The organism is Microvirga yunnanensis, assembly GCF_025460875.1.
The window spans coordinates 17,825-32,239 of record NZ_JAMXFI010000090.1 but is presented as its reverse complement, the minus strand read 5'-3'; the positions used below and the strand labels follow the sequence as shown (position 1 = coordinate 32,239).

The window sequence follows — 14,415 nt, the reverse complement described above, 5'->3', positions numbered from 1 at the left end:
GGCGACCAAGTTCACGGAAGTGGGCTATGTGGGCCGCGACGTGGAGCAGATCGTGCGCGATCTGGTGGAGATCGGAATCGGCCTCGTCAAGGAGGAGCGCCGCCGCCAGGTCCAGGCCAAGGCTCATGTGGCGGCCGAAGAGCGCGTGCTCGACGCCCTCGTGGGCGCCACGTCCAGCGCCGCCACCCGCGATTCCTTCCGCCGCAAGCTGCGCGCCAATGAGCTCGACGACAAGGAGATCGAAGTCGAGCTGCAATCGACCGGGGGGCAGGGGATGCCGATGTTCGACATCCCGGGCATGCCGGGGGCATCGGTGGGCGCGATCAACCTCTCCGACATGTTCGGCAAGGCTTTCGGCGGCGGACGCGCGAAAACCCGCCGCACCACCGTGCGCGAGGCCTATGAGCCGCTCGTGACGGAGGAGGCCGACAAGCTGATCGACCAGGACGCCATCGTGCAGGAGGCCCTGCGCCAGGTGGAGAACAACGGCATCGTGTTCCTCGACGAGATCGACAAGATCGCCGGCCGCGAGGGTCGCACCGGCGCGGATGTCTCCCGCGAGGGCGTGCAGCGCGATCTGCTGCCGCTGATCGAAGGCACCACCGTGTCGACGAAATACGGGCCCGTGAAGACCGACCACATCCTGTTCATCGCCTCCGGGGCCTTCCACGTGTCGAAGCCGTCGGACCTGCTGCCCGAACTGCAGGGGCGCCTGCCGATCCGCGTCGAGCTCGCCCCGCTGACGGTGGACGATTTCAGGCGCATCCTCACCGAGACCGAAGCGAGCCTCATCAAGCAATCGGTGGCGCTGATGCAGACCGAGGGCGTCAGCCTCGTCTTCACGGACGATGCCATCGATGCGCTCGCCCAGGTGGCCGTCGACGTGAACAATTCCGTCGAGAACATCGGCGCCCGCCGGCTGCAGACGGTGCTCGAGCGGGTGCTCGACGACGTCTCGTTCACGGCGCCCGACCGCTCGGGCGAAACCGTCACCATCGACGCGTCCTACGTGCGCGGCGAGGTGGAGACCCTGGCCAAGAACACCGATCTGAGCCGGTTTATTCTGTAGGATCGACGACCATGGCGTCATGGCCGGGCCTGTCCCGGCCATCTCGATTGTCGTGAGCGCGGCGCGTCTCGCATCGGGATCACCGGGACAAGCCGGTGATGACGCGTGAATGGAACCAGCCTCCCGATTCGCGACTTGCCTCGGGATGAATCCGGACCTGCAGGACCTCAAGGCGAAGGCGCTCGCCATCCACGAGCGCCTGTGCCGGGTTTATGGCTGCCCGATCGCCTACTTCCATTCCCTCGATCCCCTGAGCGAGCTGATCTCGTCGCTGCTCTCCCATCGCACCCGCAACGCGGATTCGGGCCGCGCCTTCAAGGCGCTCAGGGCCCGCTACGCCGACTGGCACGCGATGATGAACGCACCCGTCGAGGAGGTGGAGGCGACGATCCAGGGCGTCACCTGGCCGGAGCAGAAGGCGCCGCGCCTGCAGGCGGTCCTGCGCGCCGTCGAGGAGCGCCACGGCAGCCTGTCGCTCGATTTCCTGGGTGCCATGCCGGTCGCGGAGGCGAGGGCGTGGCTCGAGAGCATTCCGGGAATCGGCCCCAAGACCAGCGCGGCGGTGCTGTCGTTCTCGGTGCTGCGCAAGGCCGCGCTTCCCGTCGACAGCCATCACCACCGGGTGGCGCAGCGCACCGGGCTCATTCCCCAATCGGTTGCGGTCGGCCCGTCCCATGCAGCCCTGGCATCCTTGCTCCCCGAGGACTGGGATGCCCAGCAGGTCTACGATCACCACGAGGTCATGATGCTGCACGGCCAGCGCTGCTGCTTCTTCAAGAGCCCGGCCTGCGGGCGCTGCGCGATTCTCGATCTTTGTCCGACCGGGCAGGGGCGGGTGGAGGGCAGGCGGGTCGTTGCCGCCAAACCCGACGCGGTCGTGCAGGATCATTCATCCTCACGTTCCCGCGAGAGATAGACCGAAATTCCTCGCAACCGGAACGACCAGCGGGTTCTTCGCGTTCGCTCCCCACGATTAGAGGAGTTAGCTCATGCGTAAGTTTGTCATGGCGGCCGCTGCGACGGCTGTCCTGGGTGCCTTTGGTCTCGCCGCTCCGGCCTCCGCGGCCGAGACGCGGGCGGCACCGGTGAACGAGCTCGTTGCCGCTCTGAAGAAGGGCGAGGTCCAGTCCGACTACGTGCAGTATCGCCGCTATTACGGCGGTGGCCCGCGCTACGCGGAGCGCCGCTATTACGGTGGGCGCCGTGGCTATTACGGCCCGCGCTATGGCTATTACGGTCCGCGCTATTACCGCCGCGATTACGGCTCGGCGGCGGCTGCCGGCGCCATCGGCCTCGCCACCGGCGCCATCATCGGCGGCGCCATCGCGCAGTCGCAGGCTCAGGCCGCTCCGACCTATGTCGCCCCCGGCGGCGGCTCGGCCTATTGCGCCCAGCGCTTCAAGTCCTACGACCCGGCCTCGGGCACCTATCTGGGCTACGACGGTCTGCGCCATCCGTGCCCGTAAGCATCACGGCGCGAGACGGGACGAAGCGGGCCTGAGGGCCCGCTTCTTTTTTGAGGAACCTTACTTCGCCGCGATGACGGCGATCTCGACCTTGAAGGCCGGAGCCGCGAGCTTCGCCTCGACGGTGGCGCGGGCCGGGGTGTTGCCGGCCGACACCCAGGCATCCCACACGGCGTTCATCTCCTGGAACGTGCCCATGTCGGTAAGCCAGATATTGGCCATCAGGATCTTCGACTTGTCGGTGCCGGCCTCGCTGAGAAGGCCGTCGATGATCGAGAGGATTTCCTTCGTCTGCTCGGCGACGCTTTGCCCGGCGGTCTGATTGGCGACCTGGCCGGCGAGATAGACCGTGTTGCCGTGGACGACGGCGCCGCTCATGCGCGGGCCGGGCTTGATGCGTTGGATCGTCATGGAATGTCCTTGTGCCTTTTCCAGAACAGGGGATTTGCCTTTTCGGGGGCAGGGGGCGTCAGGTCAAGAGCATCCGTTTCAATAGAGGGTCGACCGCTGCCTCTCCGGCAGGGCCTTGTCGTAGGCCTCGCCGCCGACTTCATTGGCCGACAGGGCAGCGAGGATCTGGCCGGCGCTCGGCAGCGAGGCGCGCGCCACGTGCTTTGCCGGGTTCCACAGCTCCGAGCGCAGGATCGCGCGGGCGCACTGGAAATAGACCGCCTCGACGCTGATCGCGATCACGGATTTCGGCGTCTTGCCGTCGACCGTGAAGCTGTCGAGCAGGGCCGGCTCGACCGAAATGGCCGCGCGGCCGTTGACCCGGAGGGTCTCGCCGATCCCGGGAATCAGGAACAGCAAGGCGACCGCGGGATCGCGCACGATGTTCTTCAGCGAATCGATGCGGTTGTTGCCGCGCCGGTCCGGCAGGAGCAGGGTCTTGTCGTCCTGCACCCGCACGAAGCCCGGCCCGTCCCCGCGGGGCGAGCAGTCGAGACCCTCCGGGCCGCGGGTGGCCAGGGCCGCGAAGGGAGCCGCCGCGATGAAGGCCCGGTATTCGGGCACGACCCGATCCGTCTCCTTGAGGAGCGAGCCCCTGTTGACCTCGCCATAGAGGGCTTCGAGTTCCGTAACGCTGGTGATGATGTGGGACATGGTGCAGGGAGCCGGTGCAGGGATCGTGATTTGACAACCGGCACTTTGGTGCAACTGCATGGCGGCAGGCAAGCCTGAAGACGAAAGGCGGCCGGGCCGATCTGAAAGACGCGCATGACCAGTGTTCGAGGCAAACCGGCCCCCGATCCAGGGGGCTCCGAGATCCATCTCCAGACCCGGGAGATCCGCCTGTTCACGGGGCTCGTGCTCGGGGCCTTTCTCCTCACGCATTTTTCCAATCATGCCCTCGGCCTGGTCTCGGTCGAGGCCATGGAGGCGGGCCGCGCCTGGTTCAACCGCCTGTGGCGCAACCCCGCCGGCACGGTGCTGCTCTACGGGTCCGTCCTGGCGCATTTCCTGCTTGCGCTGCTGGCGCTCTACCGGCGCCGGACCCTGCGGATGCCCTGGCGCGAGGCCGCGCAGCTGATCCTGGGCCTGAGTCTGCCGTTCCTCCTCATCGGCCACGTGGTCGGAACCCGGATCGAATGGGCCCTGACCGGGCACGATTCCGGCTATCCCGAAGTGGTCCGCAACCTCTGGGTCCTCAATCCCGGGATCGGGGCCCGCCAGGCCGTCGCTCTCGTGATCGCCTGGCTGCACGGTTGCCTCGGGGTCTATTTCTGGCTGCGTCCGAAAAGCTGGTTCCCCCGCGCGGCGCTGCTTCTCTACACGGGCGCCGTTCTCGTCCCGGTCCTGGCGCTGCTCGGCTTTGCGGAAGCCGGGCGGGAGATCGCCGAGGGGCCGGCGCGGTTCGGGACGCCCGCTCCCCCCTCGTCCGACATCCTGCCGGCGGCGGGCCCCGTTCTTTACGCGGCCTTCGGCGGGCTCATCGCGGCGATGCTCGCCGCCCGCTTCATCCGCAGCGTTCCCCTGTGGTCGCGGCGGGTGCGGGTCTATTATCCCAACGATCAGGTGGCCACCGTGCCGCTCGGCTTCAGCGTCCTGGAGGCGAGCCGCAGCGCGGGCATTCCGCACCTCTCCGTCTGCGGCGGGCGCGGGCGCTGCTCCACCTGCCGGGTGCGGGTGCTCGACGGTCACCAGCGCCAGCCGCCGCCCACGCCCCAGGAGCGCGGCACGCTCGCCCGCATCAAGGCCGGTCCGAACGTGCGGCTCGCCTGCCAGTTCCGACCCACCCACGACGTGTCGGTGGTGCCGATCCTGTCCACCGGCCGCAACGGGGTGACCGCGCTGGTGCGCGGCGGCCGGGCCCAAGGTCAGGAGCAGGACATCGCCGTGCTGTTCTGCGATCTGCGCGGCTTCACGAGCCTGGCCGAGCGGCGCCTGCCCTTCGACACGGTGTTCATCCTCAACCGCTATTTCGAGGCGGTGGGCCAGGCCGTGGAGGATGCGGGCGGCTATATCGACAAGTTCATCGGCGACGGGGTGCTGGCCCTCTTCGGCCTCAAGGCCTCGCCCCAGCAGGCGGCCCGGCAGGCGCTCGACGCGGCGCTGCGGATCAAGGCCGCGCTCGTGCACCTCAACGAGGAATATGCGAGCGAATTCGAGCATCCCCTGAGGATCGCCATGGGGCTCCATGCGGGTCCTGCGATCGTCGGGCAGATGGGCTATGGCCAGGCGACCAGCCTCACGGCCGTCGGCGACACCATCAATGCGGCCAGCCGCCTGGAAGGCCTCGCCAAGGAGCTCGACGTGGAGCTGGTGATCTCCGAGGACCTCGCCACCCGGGCCGGCCTCGATCTTTCCGACCGCGACAGGCAGATCGTCCAGATCAGGGGACGGGCAGCGCCCCTGGGCAGCTGGATCATCCCGGAGGTGGATGGAATGGGGACGGTGACGGAGACGAGCAAATTTGTTTGAAGGGGCACGAAGACCTGTCTTCCGCCGAAACGAGCCTTTTCGTGCGAGGCGGTTTCACCCATCGTGTCTTGGGCGCGCCGACCCCAAACAGGCAATAAAAAAGCGCGGCTTTCACCGCGCTTTTCTCTTCGATTGGAGCCTTGAGTCTTACTCGCCGGCCTGCTTCTGCTGGTCGCGCTGGGCGCGTTCCGCATCACGCTCGGCCTTGAGCTGCTCGGTGATGTCCTCGCCGGTCTCCTGGTTGACGACCTTCATGGAGAGACGGACCTTGCCGCGCTCGTCCATGCCGAGGAACTTCACCTTCACCTTGTCGCCTTCCTTGACCACGTCGGTGACCTTGCCGACCCGGTTCTTGGCGAGCTCCGAGATGTGCACGAGGCCGTCGCGGGAGCCGAAGAAGTTCACGAAGGCGCCGAATTCCATCACCTTCACGACCGTGCCGTCATAGATCACGTTAACCTCGGGCTCGGCCACGATGGAGCGGATCCAGTTGTAGGCGGCCTTGATCGACTTGCCGTCCGCGGACGCGATCTTGATGAGACCGTCGTCGTTGATGTCGATCTTGGCGCCGGTCTTCTCCACGATCTCGCGGATGACCTTGCCGCCCGAACCGATGACCTCGCGGATCTTGTCGACCGGGATCTGCATGGTCTCGATGCGCGGGGCATGCTCGCCGAGCTCGGCGCGGGGCGCCGTCAGGGCCTTGTTCATCTCGGCCAGGATGTGCGCGCGGCCGTCCTTGGCCTGATCGAGCGCGACGCGCATGATCTCCTCGGTGATGCCGGCGATCTTGATGTCCATCTGGAGCGACGTGATGCCCTGGTCCGTGCCGGCCACCTTGAAGTCCATGTCGCCGAGGTGATCCTCGTCGCCGAGGATGTCGGACAGGACCGCGAAGCGCTCGCCTTCGAGGATGAGACCCATGGCGATGCCCGCCACCGGACGGCGCAGGGGAACGCCGGCATCCATCAGCGACAGGGAGCCGCCGCAGACCGACGCCATGGAGGAGGAGCCGTTCGACTCGGTGATCTCCGACACGACGCGGATCGTGTAGGGGAACTCGTGCGACGGGGGCAGCATCGGGTGGATGGCGCGCCAGGCAAGCTTGCCGTGGCCGATTTCGCGGCGGCCGGGCGAGCCCATGCGGCCCGTCTCACCGACCGAATAGGGCGGGAAGTTGTAGTGCAGCAGGAAGGTCTCCTTGCGGGTGCCCTCCAACTCGTCGATGAACTGCTCGTCCTCGCCGGTGCCCAGCGTGGTCACGACCAGCGCCTGGGTTTCGCCGCGGGTGAACACGGCCGAACCGTGGGTGCGCGGCAGGACGCCGACTTCCGACAGGATCGGACGGACCGTCTTGAGGTCGCGGCCGTCGATGCGGTGGCCGGTGTCGAGGATGTTCCAGCGCACGACCTTGGCCTGTGCCTCCTTGAAGACGGCCTTGACCTTCTCGGGGTCGAACTTGGCTTCACCGTCGGCCGGGACCAGCGCGTCCATCACCTTCGCCTTCACGGCGTCGACGGCGGCGTAGCGGTCCTGCTTCTTGGTGATCTTGTAAGCCTCGCGCAGGTCGGCCTCGGCGATCTCCAGAACGGCCTTCTCCACGTCGGAGACGTCCGCCGGCTGGTAGTCGCGCGGCTCCTTGGCGGCCTTCTCGGCGAGACGGATGATCGCCTCGATCACCGGCTGGAAGTGCTTGTGGCCGAACATCACGGCGCCCAGCATCACGTCCTCGGGCAGCTCCTTGGCCTCGGATTCGACCATGAGCACGGCCTCGGAGGTGCCGGCCACCACGAGATCGAGGGCGGAGGTTTCCATCTCCTGGACCGGCGGGTTCAGCTTGTACTGGCCGCCGATATAGCCGACGCGGGCCGCGCCGACCGGGCCCATGAAGGGCACGCCGGACAGGGTCAGGGCCGCGGAGGCCGCCACCATGGCGACGATGTCGGGATCGTTCTCGAGATCGTGCGAGAGCACGGTCACGACGACCTGGGTGTCGTTCTTGTAGCCCTCGACGAAGAGGGGGCGGATCGGACGGTCGATGAGGCGGGAGACCAGGGTCTCCTTCTCGGTCGGACGGCCTTCGCGCTTGAAGTACCCGCCCGGGATGCGGCCGGCCGCGTAGGTGCGCTCCTGGTAGTTCACCGTGAGCGGGAAGAAGTCGACGCCGGCCTTCGGCTCCTTGGCCGACACGACGGTGGCGAGAACGGTGGTTTCACCGTAGGTGGCGACGACGGCGCCGTCGGCCTGGCGGGCCATCTTGCCCGTTTCGAGCACGAGCTTGCGCCCGGCCCAGATCAGTTCTTCGCGTTGGATATCGAACATGGCATGTCTTTCATGACAGCGGGGCGGGGGCTCGATGCCATGAGCAAGACGGCGAGAGGCTCGCGCCGGCGGGGTAGCCCGCCTCACAAGCCTCTTGCGATCCTGCCATGGTCATCGTGTCTGCCGCCTCCTTAGAAAACACCGGGACGTGAAGCCTCGCAGTGTTGGAGAAACCGTCCGGAGCCGGGCTCCGGACGGACGTTTTTCAAGACGCTTAGCGGCGGATGCCGAGCTTCTCGATCAGCGTGCGGTAGCGGCTCTCGTCCTTCTTCTTCAGATAGTCGAGAAGCGAACGGCGTGCCGACACCATCTTCAGAAGTCCACGACGGGAGTGGTTGTCCTTCGTGTGGCTCTTGAAGTGACCGGTCAGGTTGTTGATCCGCTCGGTGAGAATGGCGACCTGCACCTCCGGGGAGCCGGTATCGCCAGCCTTCTGGGCGAATTCCTTGACAAGCGCGTTCTTGCGCTCAGCCGTAATCGACATCGTCAGTCCTTTCAGGTTGGTTTGTCAAAAGACCTTGGGCCTTCGGGGCCTATGGTCGGGTTCGTCCGGAGGGGCCGGGCCGGGATGTCGTCCAGCACGGTCCGAACGCGGACGCGTCTTTCGGAGGGTAAAGCTCCCGAAAAGATGGCGCACCATACACGAAATGCGCCCGAGTGCCAGGAAAATCATTTTTCCCAAGCGGAGCAATAGGATGCGCCGTTCGAGCCGGTTCCTGGCGGAACAAGTGCCCCAGGTCACGGTTTGTGACCCAGACACCCCATATAGGAAGCGTCCATCATGGTTGCCACCACCGCCGACCTAGCATCGTCCGAGACGGTCAAGAACATCTTCATCACCGGCGTCCAGAACGCCCATGCCCTCGAAAAGGAGGCTCTCCAGCTCATGCAGCGCCAGGTGGAGCGCTTCGAGAACTATCCGGAGATGACCCAGATCCTGACCACGCATATCGCCGAGACGGAAGGCCAGATCCGCCGCATCGACGAGATTCTGCACACGTTCGGCGAGGACCGCTCGCTCCTGAAGGACATCGCCACCCAGTTCGCCGCCAACATGGCGGCGGCAGGCCACATGCCCATGGCCGACGAGGTGATCAAGAACACCTTCGCCAATCACGCCTTCGAGAACTTCGAGATCGCCGCCTATACGTCCCTGATCGCCATGGCCGAGGCCTCAGGCCACCAGCGCTTCATCCCGGCCCTCGAGGAATCCCTGCGCGAGGAGCAGAAGACCGCCCAGCTGATCCGCGACCAGATCGTGCCGATCACGCAGAAATACCTGATGCGCGAGGCGCAGGGGCTGAAGGCGGACCGGTGAAACGTCGGGTCGGGCGTCTCCGGCGGTCGCCCGGGCGACGACGGATCCAGGCCGTCATGGCCGGGCTTGTCCCGGTCATCCGATCCGGTCGAGCGCAGCGCTTCTCAGCATCGGGATCACCGGCACAGGGCCGGTGATGACGTAGGAGCATGTCAGTCCCGGCAATCGATCCCGCATTCTTGAAACGCCGAGCTTCACCGTATCGGGCCGGCACAGGGCCGGTGATGACGCGGGGAGGGAGCGGATCCATCCCGGCCGGAATCGGCCGGGGTCACCCAGGCTGAGAGCGTCTTCAGCCGCCCAGGTTGAACACCCGGTGCGGAACGAACTCGCCCCGCTCCACGTCGCCGACCGCGATCAGGACGCCGTTGCAGGTGGCGTAGACCTTGCCCGCCAGGGGCGCGTCGCGGCCGCGCAGGATGATGGACTGGCCGCGCATGAGGCGGCCGGCCATGTCCCGGCTCACGGGGATCGCGGGAATCTCGCTCAGGGCGATCTCCACCGGCCGAAGGGCCGCCGGGTCGGTCGTGATGTCGTCCACGGTGACGGCGTCGTCCTCCGTGAACGGGCCGACGCGCGTGCGCCGGAGGGCCGCGATGTGGCCGAGGCAGCCCAGCGCGCGGCCGAGGTCGCGCGCGATGGCGCGCACATAGGTCCCCTTGCCGCAATCGGCCTCGATGATCGAGCGGTTGCCCGCGTGGTGGATCAGGGCGAGACGGTCGATCTCCACCGTGCGGGGCTGAAGCTCCACCGTCTCGCCGTCGCGGGCGAGATCATAGGCGCGCTCGCCCTGGATCTTGATGGCGGAAAAGCGCGGCGGCACCTGCTGCACCTGGCCGGTGAACCGGGGCAGGAGTTCCTCGATCATGGCCGGATCGGGCAGCCGGTCGGTCTGCTCGACCACGTCGCCCTCGGTGTCGTCCGTGGTGGTCTCAGCCCCCCAGGCCACGGTGAACACGTAGGATTTGCGCCCGTCCATGACGAAGGGCACGGTCTTGGTCGCCTCGCCGAGCGCGATCGGCAGGACGCCCGAGGCGAGGGGGTCGAGGGTGCCGGCATGTCCGGCTTTCTTGGCCGACAGGCCGCGTTTGACCACCGCGACCGCATGGGTCGAGGTCATGCCGACGCCCTTGTCCAGGATGATCCATCCGTTGACGTCGCGCTTCTTCGGGCGGTCGCCGTGCGGCCTCCGCTGCGGGCGTTCTTCGCTCATCGCTTCTTACTCGCTGTCGTCGTCGGACGGGTCGGGCGCAGGCTTGACCGTGTCGCGGGCCACCCGTTCGGACCGCAGCAGCGCGTCGATGCGGGCGGCCTCGTCGAAGCTCTCGTCGCGGCGGAAGCGCAGATCGGGCGCGAATTTCAAGTTCACCCGGCGGGCCACCTCCTGGCGCAGCAGCTTCTTGTTCTTCTCGAGAGCCTTGAGCACGGCGTCCTCGTCCCGGCCGCCGAGCGGCATGACGTAGGCGGTCGCGAGCTTCAGGTCCGGCGACATGCGCACTTCCGGGATGGTGATGACGTTCCTCGTCAGCACGTCGTCCTGCAGGTCGCCCCGGGAGAGGACCTCGGCGAGCGCATGGCGCACGAGTTCGGCCACGCGCTGCTGGCGTTGGGTTGGTCCGGTGGTTTGTTCGAAACGTTTGGCCATGGTCAACTCTCCGGGATTGGACCGGATCGATCAAAAGGGATCATGGCCGGGAGCGACCCGGCCATGACGATTGATGGGCGATGGCGGTGGGCAGAGCCGGGCGCTTCTTACAGCGTCCGCTTCACCTCTTCCACGCGGTAGCACTCGATGAGGTCGCCGGCGCGCATGTCCTGGTAGTTCTCGAAGGACATACCGCATTCCTGGCCCGACGTGACCTCGCGGGCGTCGTCCTTGAAGCGCTTGAGCTGCGAGAGCCTGCCTTCGTGGATCACGACGTTGTCGCGGATCAGGCGGACATGGGCACCGCGCTGGACCACGCCGTCGAGGACGCGGCAGCCGGCGATCTTGCCGACCTTGGACACGTTGAACACCTCGAGGACCTGCGCCTCGCCGAGCCGTTCCTCGCGCAGCGTCGGGGCCAGCAGGCCGGACATCGCCGCCTTCACGTCATCCACGAGGTCGTAGATGATGTTGTAGTAGCGGATCTCGATGCCGGCGCGTTCGGCGGCCTCGCGGGCTTCCTTGTGAGCGCGCACGTTGAAGGCCAGGATGATGGCCCCCGAAGCCTCCGCCAGCGTGACGTCGGACTCGGAGATGCCGCCGACGCCGGCCTGGACGATGCGGGCAGCCACTTCCTCGTTGCCTACCTTCTCGAGGGCCCCGACGATCGCCTCGGCCGAGCCCTGCACGTCCGCCCGAACCACGAGCGGGAACTCCTTGCGGCCCGCTCCGGCCTTGAGGTCGCGCATCATGTCGACGAGGGTCCGTCCGGCCGAGCCCATGCGGGCGGCCTGACGCTCGCGCTTCTGGCGCGTACGGTATTCCGTGACCTCGCGGGCACGGGCTTCCGACTCGACCACTGCGACGCGGTCGCCCGCCTCGGGTGTGCCGTTGAAGCCCAGAACCTCGACCGGGACCGACGGTCCGGCCTCCTTCACGGTGGTGCCGAGATCGTTGATCAGGGCGCGCACGCGGCCCCATTCCGCGCCGGCCACGACGATGTCGCCGGTGCGCAGCGTGCCGCGCTGGACCAGAACGGTCGCCACGGGGCCACGGCCGCGATCGAGCTTGGCCTCGATGACGGTGCCTTCGGCCGACCGCTCGGCATTGGCCGTGAGCTCGAGGATCTCGGCCTGGAGCTGGAGGCCTTCGAGCAGGGTCTCGAGGCCCTGGCCGGTCTTGGCCGAAACCTCGAATTCGAGGGTCTCGCCGCCCATCGACTCGACCACGATCGAGTGCTGCAGCAGCTCGGTCCGGACCCGCTGCGGGTTGGCGTCGGGCTTGTCCACCTTGTTGATCGCCACGATCAGCGGCACGCCGGCCGCCTGCGCGTGGTTGATCGCCTCGACGGTCTGCGGCATGACGCCGTCATCCGCCGCCACCACCAGGACGACGATGTCCGTCACCTTGGCGCCGCGGGCGCGCATGGCCGTGAAGGCCGCGTGGCCGGGCGTGTCGATGAAGGTGATCTTGCCGCCGAGCGGAGAGGTCACCTGGTAGGCGCCGATATGCTGCGTGATGCCGCCGGCTTCGCCGGACACCACGTTGGTCTTGCGGATCGCATCGAGCAGCGAGGTCTTGCCGTGGTCGACGTGCCCCATGATGGTCACCACCGGCGGGCGGGACGAGAGGTTCTCGTCCGTGTCCGGGGTGTCGAAGAGGCCCTCCTCGACATCCGATTCCGCGACGCGCTTCACCGTATGACCGAGCTCCTCCGCGACGAGCTGCGCGGTATCGGCATCGATCACGTCGGTGATCTTGTGCATCTGTCCCTGCTTCATCAGGAACTTGATCACGTCCACGGCACGCTCCGACATGCGGTTCGCGAGCTCCTGGATGGTGATCGTCTCGGGAATCGTCACCTCGCGGGCGATCTTTTCCTTCTGTTCCACCTGACGGTGGCCCATGAGACGCTGGTTGCGGCGACGGAAGGCGGCGAGCGAGCGGGTACGCTCCTCCTCGCCCGAGGTCGCGTTGGCCAGAGTCAGGCGGCCGCGGCGCTTTTCCTCGCCGGGAGCGACCTTGGGCGTCTTCGGCAGAGCCGCGGGCTTCGCAGCAACGCCGGGACGGCGGATGGTGCGGGCGCCTTCCTCGTCATCCGCCACGGCCGCGCGGGCAGCCACGGGCGGGGTCGTGCGAACGTTCGGCTTTGCCGTCTCCGGATCGGGCGCGACCGGCGCGGCAGGGCGCGCCATATGGTTCAGGCTCGGCGGACGACCACCCATGGTACCGCCACCGCTGCGCGGACCGCCGAAGCCGCCGGGGCGGGGACCATCCGACCGCGGTGCACCGGTGCGCGGGCCGTCGAAACGGCCGGCAGGGCGGGGACCGTCGGTGCGGGCCCGGTCGGAGCCGGGCGCACGACCTGGACCGGCGGGAGCCGGTGCGGATGGCTGACGCGGAGCCTCTTCACCCAGGCGACGGCGCGCCTCGTCTTCGGCGCGGCGCTTGCGCTCGTCATCCTGACGGCGGCGCTCGTCCTCCTCGCGCTTGCGAGCTTCGGCCGCTTCTCGCTCCTTGGCTTCCGCAGCCTCGCGCTCGGCGCGGCGGGCTGCCTCTTCGGCCTGGCGGCGGCGATCTTCCTCGTCGCGGCGGCGGGCATCGGCCAGCGCGTTCATCCGGGCATCGCGCTCCTGCTCGGAGAGCGTCTGCAGCACCATGCCGCCGGACCGGGGGGTGTTCGGAGCGCTGCGCTGCGGGCGGCCGCCCTGGGCCGGAGCGGCCGGCTTCGGGGCCGGAGCAGCCGGCTTCGGGGTGGCGGGCTTGGGCGCGCTCGCGGGGGCCGCGGCCTGTTGGGGCGCGGGCCTGTCTTCCTTGACCCCGGGTGCGGGGCCGACAGCAGGGCGACGCTTGACCGTCTCCACCACGACCGACTTGGACCGGCCATGGGAGAAGCTTTGGCGCACCACGCCCTGTTCGACGGGTCGCTTCAGAGAAAGCGTCTTGGACGACACGTGGAGAGTCTTGTCGCCCTGGTTTTTCGTATCACTCATTCCGCCTCAGTTCCTGCGGGTTTCAAAATCGTGGGTTCGCCGGTCTCGGTCTCGAGGCCAGTTTGATCGGCATCGGTGCCGCGATAGGAGCGGTAACGGTGCCAGCGGTTCAGAAAGCCGTCGCTCCCAGCGCCCGCGACGAGGGCAGCATGTATCACATGTGACCGGCCTAATGCCAAATCCAATTCGTCAATCGACAATTCTTGGATGACCGGAAAGTGAGATATTGCGTCGCCGAGGCGTTTTCGCAACTGGTTCGCCAATTTTCTTCGCCCATCTTCGGCCGCCTCTGCGGCATGAATAAGGGCAACGATGGGCTTATCCGTGATCGCCGACTCGACCTTCTGGAAGCCGGTGATCACCGCACCGGCCTTGTTGGCGAGGGCCAGACCCTGGCGCAGATCGTCCCGGAGCAGGCGCTCAATGTCCAGGGCCAGGGTCTCCGAGGCTTTGGCCTCGGCCTTGAAGGCCCGCGAGAAAAGGCGACGTTTGGCCGCCTGTTCCACCATGTCGAACCGGGCCGTGACCCAGACGCCGCGGCCCGGCAGCCTGTGCCGGAGGTCGGGAACGACCTGATGGTCGGGCCCGAGGACAAAGCGGATCAGCTCCGCGGGGCCTTTCGCCTCGCGGGTGATGATGCAGGTGCGCTCCGGTTCATGCCGCGGCACGGGTGCTGACCT

General features: G+C 67.3%; 13 protein-coding genes. 5 read left to right on the top strand and 8 right to left on the bottom strand.

Translation table 11 applies throughout. The features are described 5' to 3' along the window. The 3 genes from hslU to NF876_RS30990 form a co-directional block, all read left to right on the top strand. On the top strand, positions 1-1,069 hold a 1,069-nt coding region (gene hslU, locus NF876_RS31000), incomplete at its 5' end, for an ATP-dependent protease ATPase subunit HslU (protein ID WP_262272097.1). Between the two features lie 145 nt (positions 1,070-1,214). Further along, positions 1,215-1,985 carry an endonuclease III domain-containing protein gene (locus tag NF876_RS30995; protein ID WP_262272101.1) on the top strand — a complete coding sequence of 257 codons (771 nt, stop codon included), beginning with the start codon at positions 1,215-1,217 and terminating at the stop codon, positions 1,983-1,985. Positions 1,986-2,058: 73 nt separating this feature from the next. Continuing rightward, complete coding sequence (locus NF876_RS30990; RefSeq protein WP_262272096.1) at positions 2,059-2,535, top strand: BA14K family protein; 477 nt, start codon at positions 2,059-2,061, stop codon at positions 2,533-2,535. A 60-nt stretch (positions 2,536-2,595) separates the two neighbouring features. Here the strand turns inward: NF876_RS30990 and NF876_RS30985 are convergent, their stop codons facing one another. Beyond that, complete coding sequence (locus NF876_RS30985) at positions 2,596-2,946, bottom strand: RidA family protein (protein WP_262272095.1); 351 nt, start codon at positions 2,944-2,946, stop codon at positions 2,596-2,598. 78 nt (positions 2,947-3,024) lie between these two features. Beyond that, complete coding sequence (locus NF876_RS30980; RefSeq protein ID WP_262272094.1) at positions 3,025-3,639, bottom strand: pyridoxamine 5'-phosphate oxidase family protein; 615 nt, start codon at positions 3,637-3,639, stop codon at positions 3,025-3,027. Between the two features lie 114 nt (positions 3,640-3,753). On the opposite strand from NF876_RS30980, the gene NF876_RS30975 reads away from it, so the two are divergent. Further along, positions 3,754-5,457, top strand: a complete 1,704-nt coding sequence (locus NF876_RS30975) for an adenylate/guanylate cyclase domain-containing protein (RefSeq protein ID WP_262272093.1) — start codon at positions 3,754-3,756, stop codon at positions 5,455-5,457. A gap of 147 nt (positions 5,458-5,604) precedes the next feature. Here NF876_RS30975 and pnp read toward each other — a convergent pair whose 3' ends face one another. Together pnp and rpsO are read right to left on the bottom strand one after the other, a co-directional pair. Beyond that, entirely contained in the window at positions 5,605-7,779 is a 2,175-nt protein-coding gene (pnp, locus tag NF876_RS30970) for a polyribonucleotide nucleotidyltransferase (protein WP_262272092.1), read from the bottom strand. Positions 7,780-7,993: 214 nt separating this feature from the next. Next, positions 7,994-8,263 carry a 30S ribosomal protein S15 gene (gene rpsO, locus NF876_RS30965; protein ID WP_173948757.1) on the bottom strand — a complete coding sequence of 90 codons (270 nt, stop codon included), beginning with the start codon at positions 8,261-8,263 and terminating at the stop codon, positions 7,994-7,996. 297 nt (positions 8,264-8,560) lie between these two features. Between rpsO and NF876_RS30960 the strand changes: the two genes are divergently transcribed. Then, positions 8,561-9,097 (top strand): ferritin-like domain-containing protein, encoded by a 537-nt coding sequence (locus NF876_RS30960; RefSeq protein ID WP_262272091.1) that lies wholly within the window; start codon positions 8,561-8,563, stop codon positions 9,095-9,097. 292 nt (positions 9,098-9,389) lie between these two features. On the opposite strand, the gene truB is transcribed toward NF876_RS30960, so the two are convergent. From truB to NF876_RS30940, 4 genes are all read right to left on the bottom strand, one after another. Beyond that, entirely contained in the window at positions 9,390-10,310 is a 921-nt protein-coding gene (gene truB, locus NF876_RS30955) for a tRNA pseudouridine(55) synthase TruB (RefSeq protein WP_262272090.1), read from the bottom strand. A 6-nt stretch (positions 10,311-10,316) separates the two neighbouring features. After that, positions 10,317-10,742, bottom strand: coding sequence for a 30S ribosome-binding factor RbfA (gene rbfA, locus NF876_RS30950; protein WP_262272089.1), 426 nt, complete (start codon positions 10,740-10,742; stop codon positions 10,317-10,319). A gap of 107 nt (positions 10,743-10,849) precedes the next feature. Continuing rightward, positions 10,850-13,735 (bottom strand): translation initiation factor IF-2, encoded by a 2,886-nt coding sequence (gene infB, locus NF876_RS30945; RefSeq protein WP_262272088.1) that lies wholly within the window; start codon positions 13,733-13,735, stop codon positions 10,850-10,852. Further along, positions 13,732-14,403 carry an RNA-binding protein gene (locus tag NF876_RS30940; RefSeq protein ID WP_262272087.1) on the bottom strand — a complete coding sequence of 224 codons (672 nt, stop codon included), beginning with the start codon at positions 14,401-14,403 and terminating at the stop codon, positions 13,732-13,734. Before NF876_RS30940 ends, infB begins: the two co-directional genes overlap by 4 nt. Between the last annotated feature and the right edge of the window lie 12 nt (positions 14,404-14,415).

What these genes read in the sequence shown, in the direction of transcription:
- NF876_RS30995 (WP_262272101.1), top strand. Translation starts at nt 1,215, where the DNA reads ATGAATCCGGACCTGCAGGACCTCAAGGCGAAGGCGCTCGCCATCCAC.
- NF876_RS30990 (WP_262272096.1), top strand. Translation starts at nt 2,059, where the DNA reads ATGCGTAAGTTTGTCATGGCGGCCGCTGCGACGGCTGTCCTGGGTGCC.
- NF876_RS30985 (WP_262272095.1), bottom strand. Translation starts at nt 2,946, where the DNA reads ATGACGATCCAACGCATCAAGCCCGGCCCGCGCATGAGCGGCGCCGTC.
- NF876_RS30980 (WP_262272094.1), bottom strand. Translation starts at nt 3,639, where the DNA reads ATGTCCCACATCATCACCAGCGTTACGGAACTCGAAGCCCTCTATGGC.
- NF876_RS30975 (WP_262272093.1), top strand. Translation starts at nt 3,754, where the DNA reads ATGACCAGTGTTCGAGGCAAACCGGCCCCCGATCCAGGGGGCTCCGAG.
- pnp (WP_262272092.1), bottom strand. Translation starts at nt 7,779, where the DNA reads ATGTTCGATATCCAACGCGAAGAACTGATCTGGGCCGGGCGCAAGCTC.
- rpsO (WP_173948757.1), bottom strand. Translation starts at nt 8,263, where the DNA reads ATGTCGATTACGGCTGAGCGCAAGAACGCGCTTGTCAAGGAATTCGCC.
- NF876_RS30960 (WP_262272091.1), top strand. Translation starts at nt 8,561, where the DNA reads ATGGTTGCCACCACCGCCGACCTAGCATCGTCCGAGACGGTCAAGAAC.
- truB (WP_262272090.1), bottom strand. Translation starts at nt 10,310, where the DNA reads ATGAGCGAAGAACGCCCGCAGCGGAGGCCGCACGGCGACCGCCCGAAG.
- rbfA (WP_262272089.1), bottom strand. Translation starts at nt 10,742, where the DNA reads ATGGCCAAACGTTTCGAACAAACCACCGGACCAACCCAACGCCAGCAG.
- infB (WP_262272088.1), bottom strand. Translation starts at nt 13,735, where the DNA reads ATGAGTGATACGAAAAACCAGGGCGACAAGACTCTCCACGTGTCGTCC.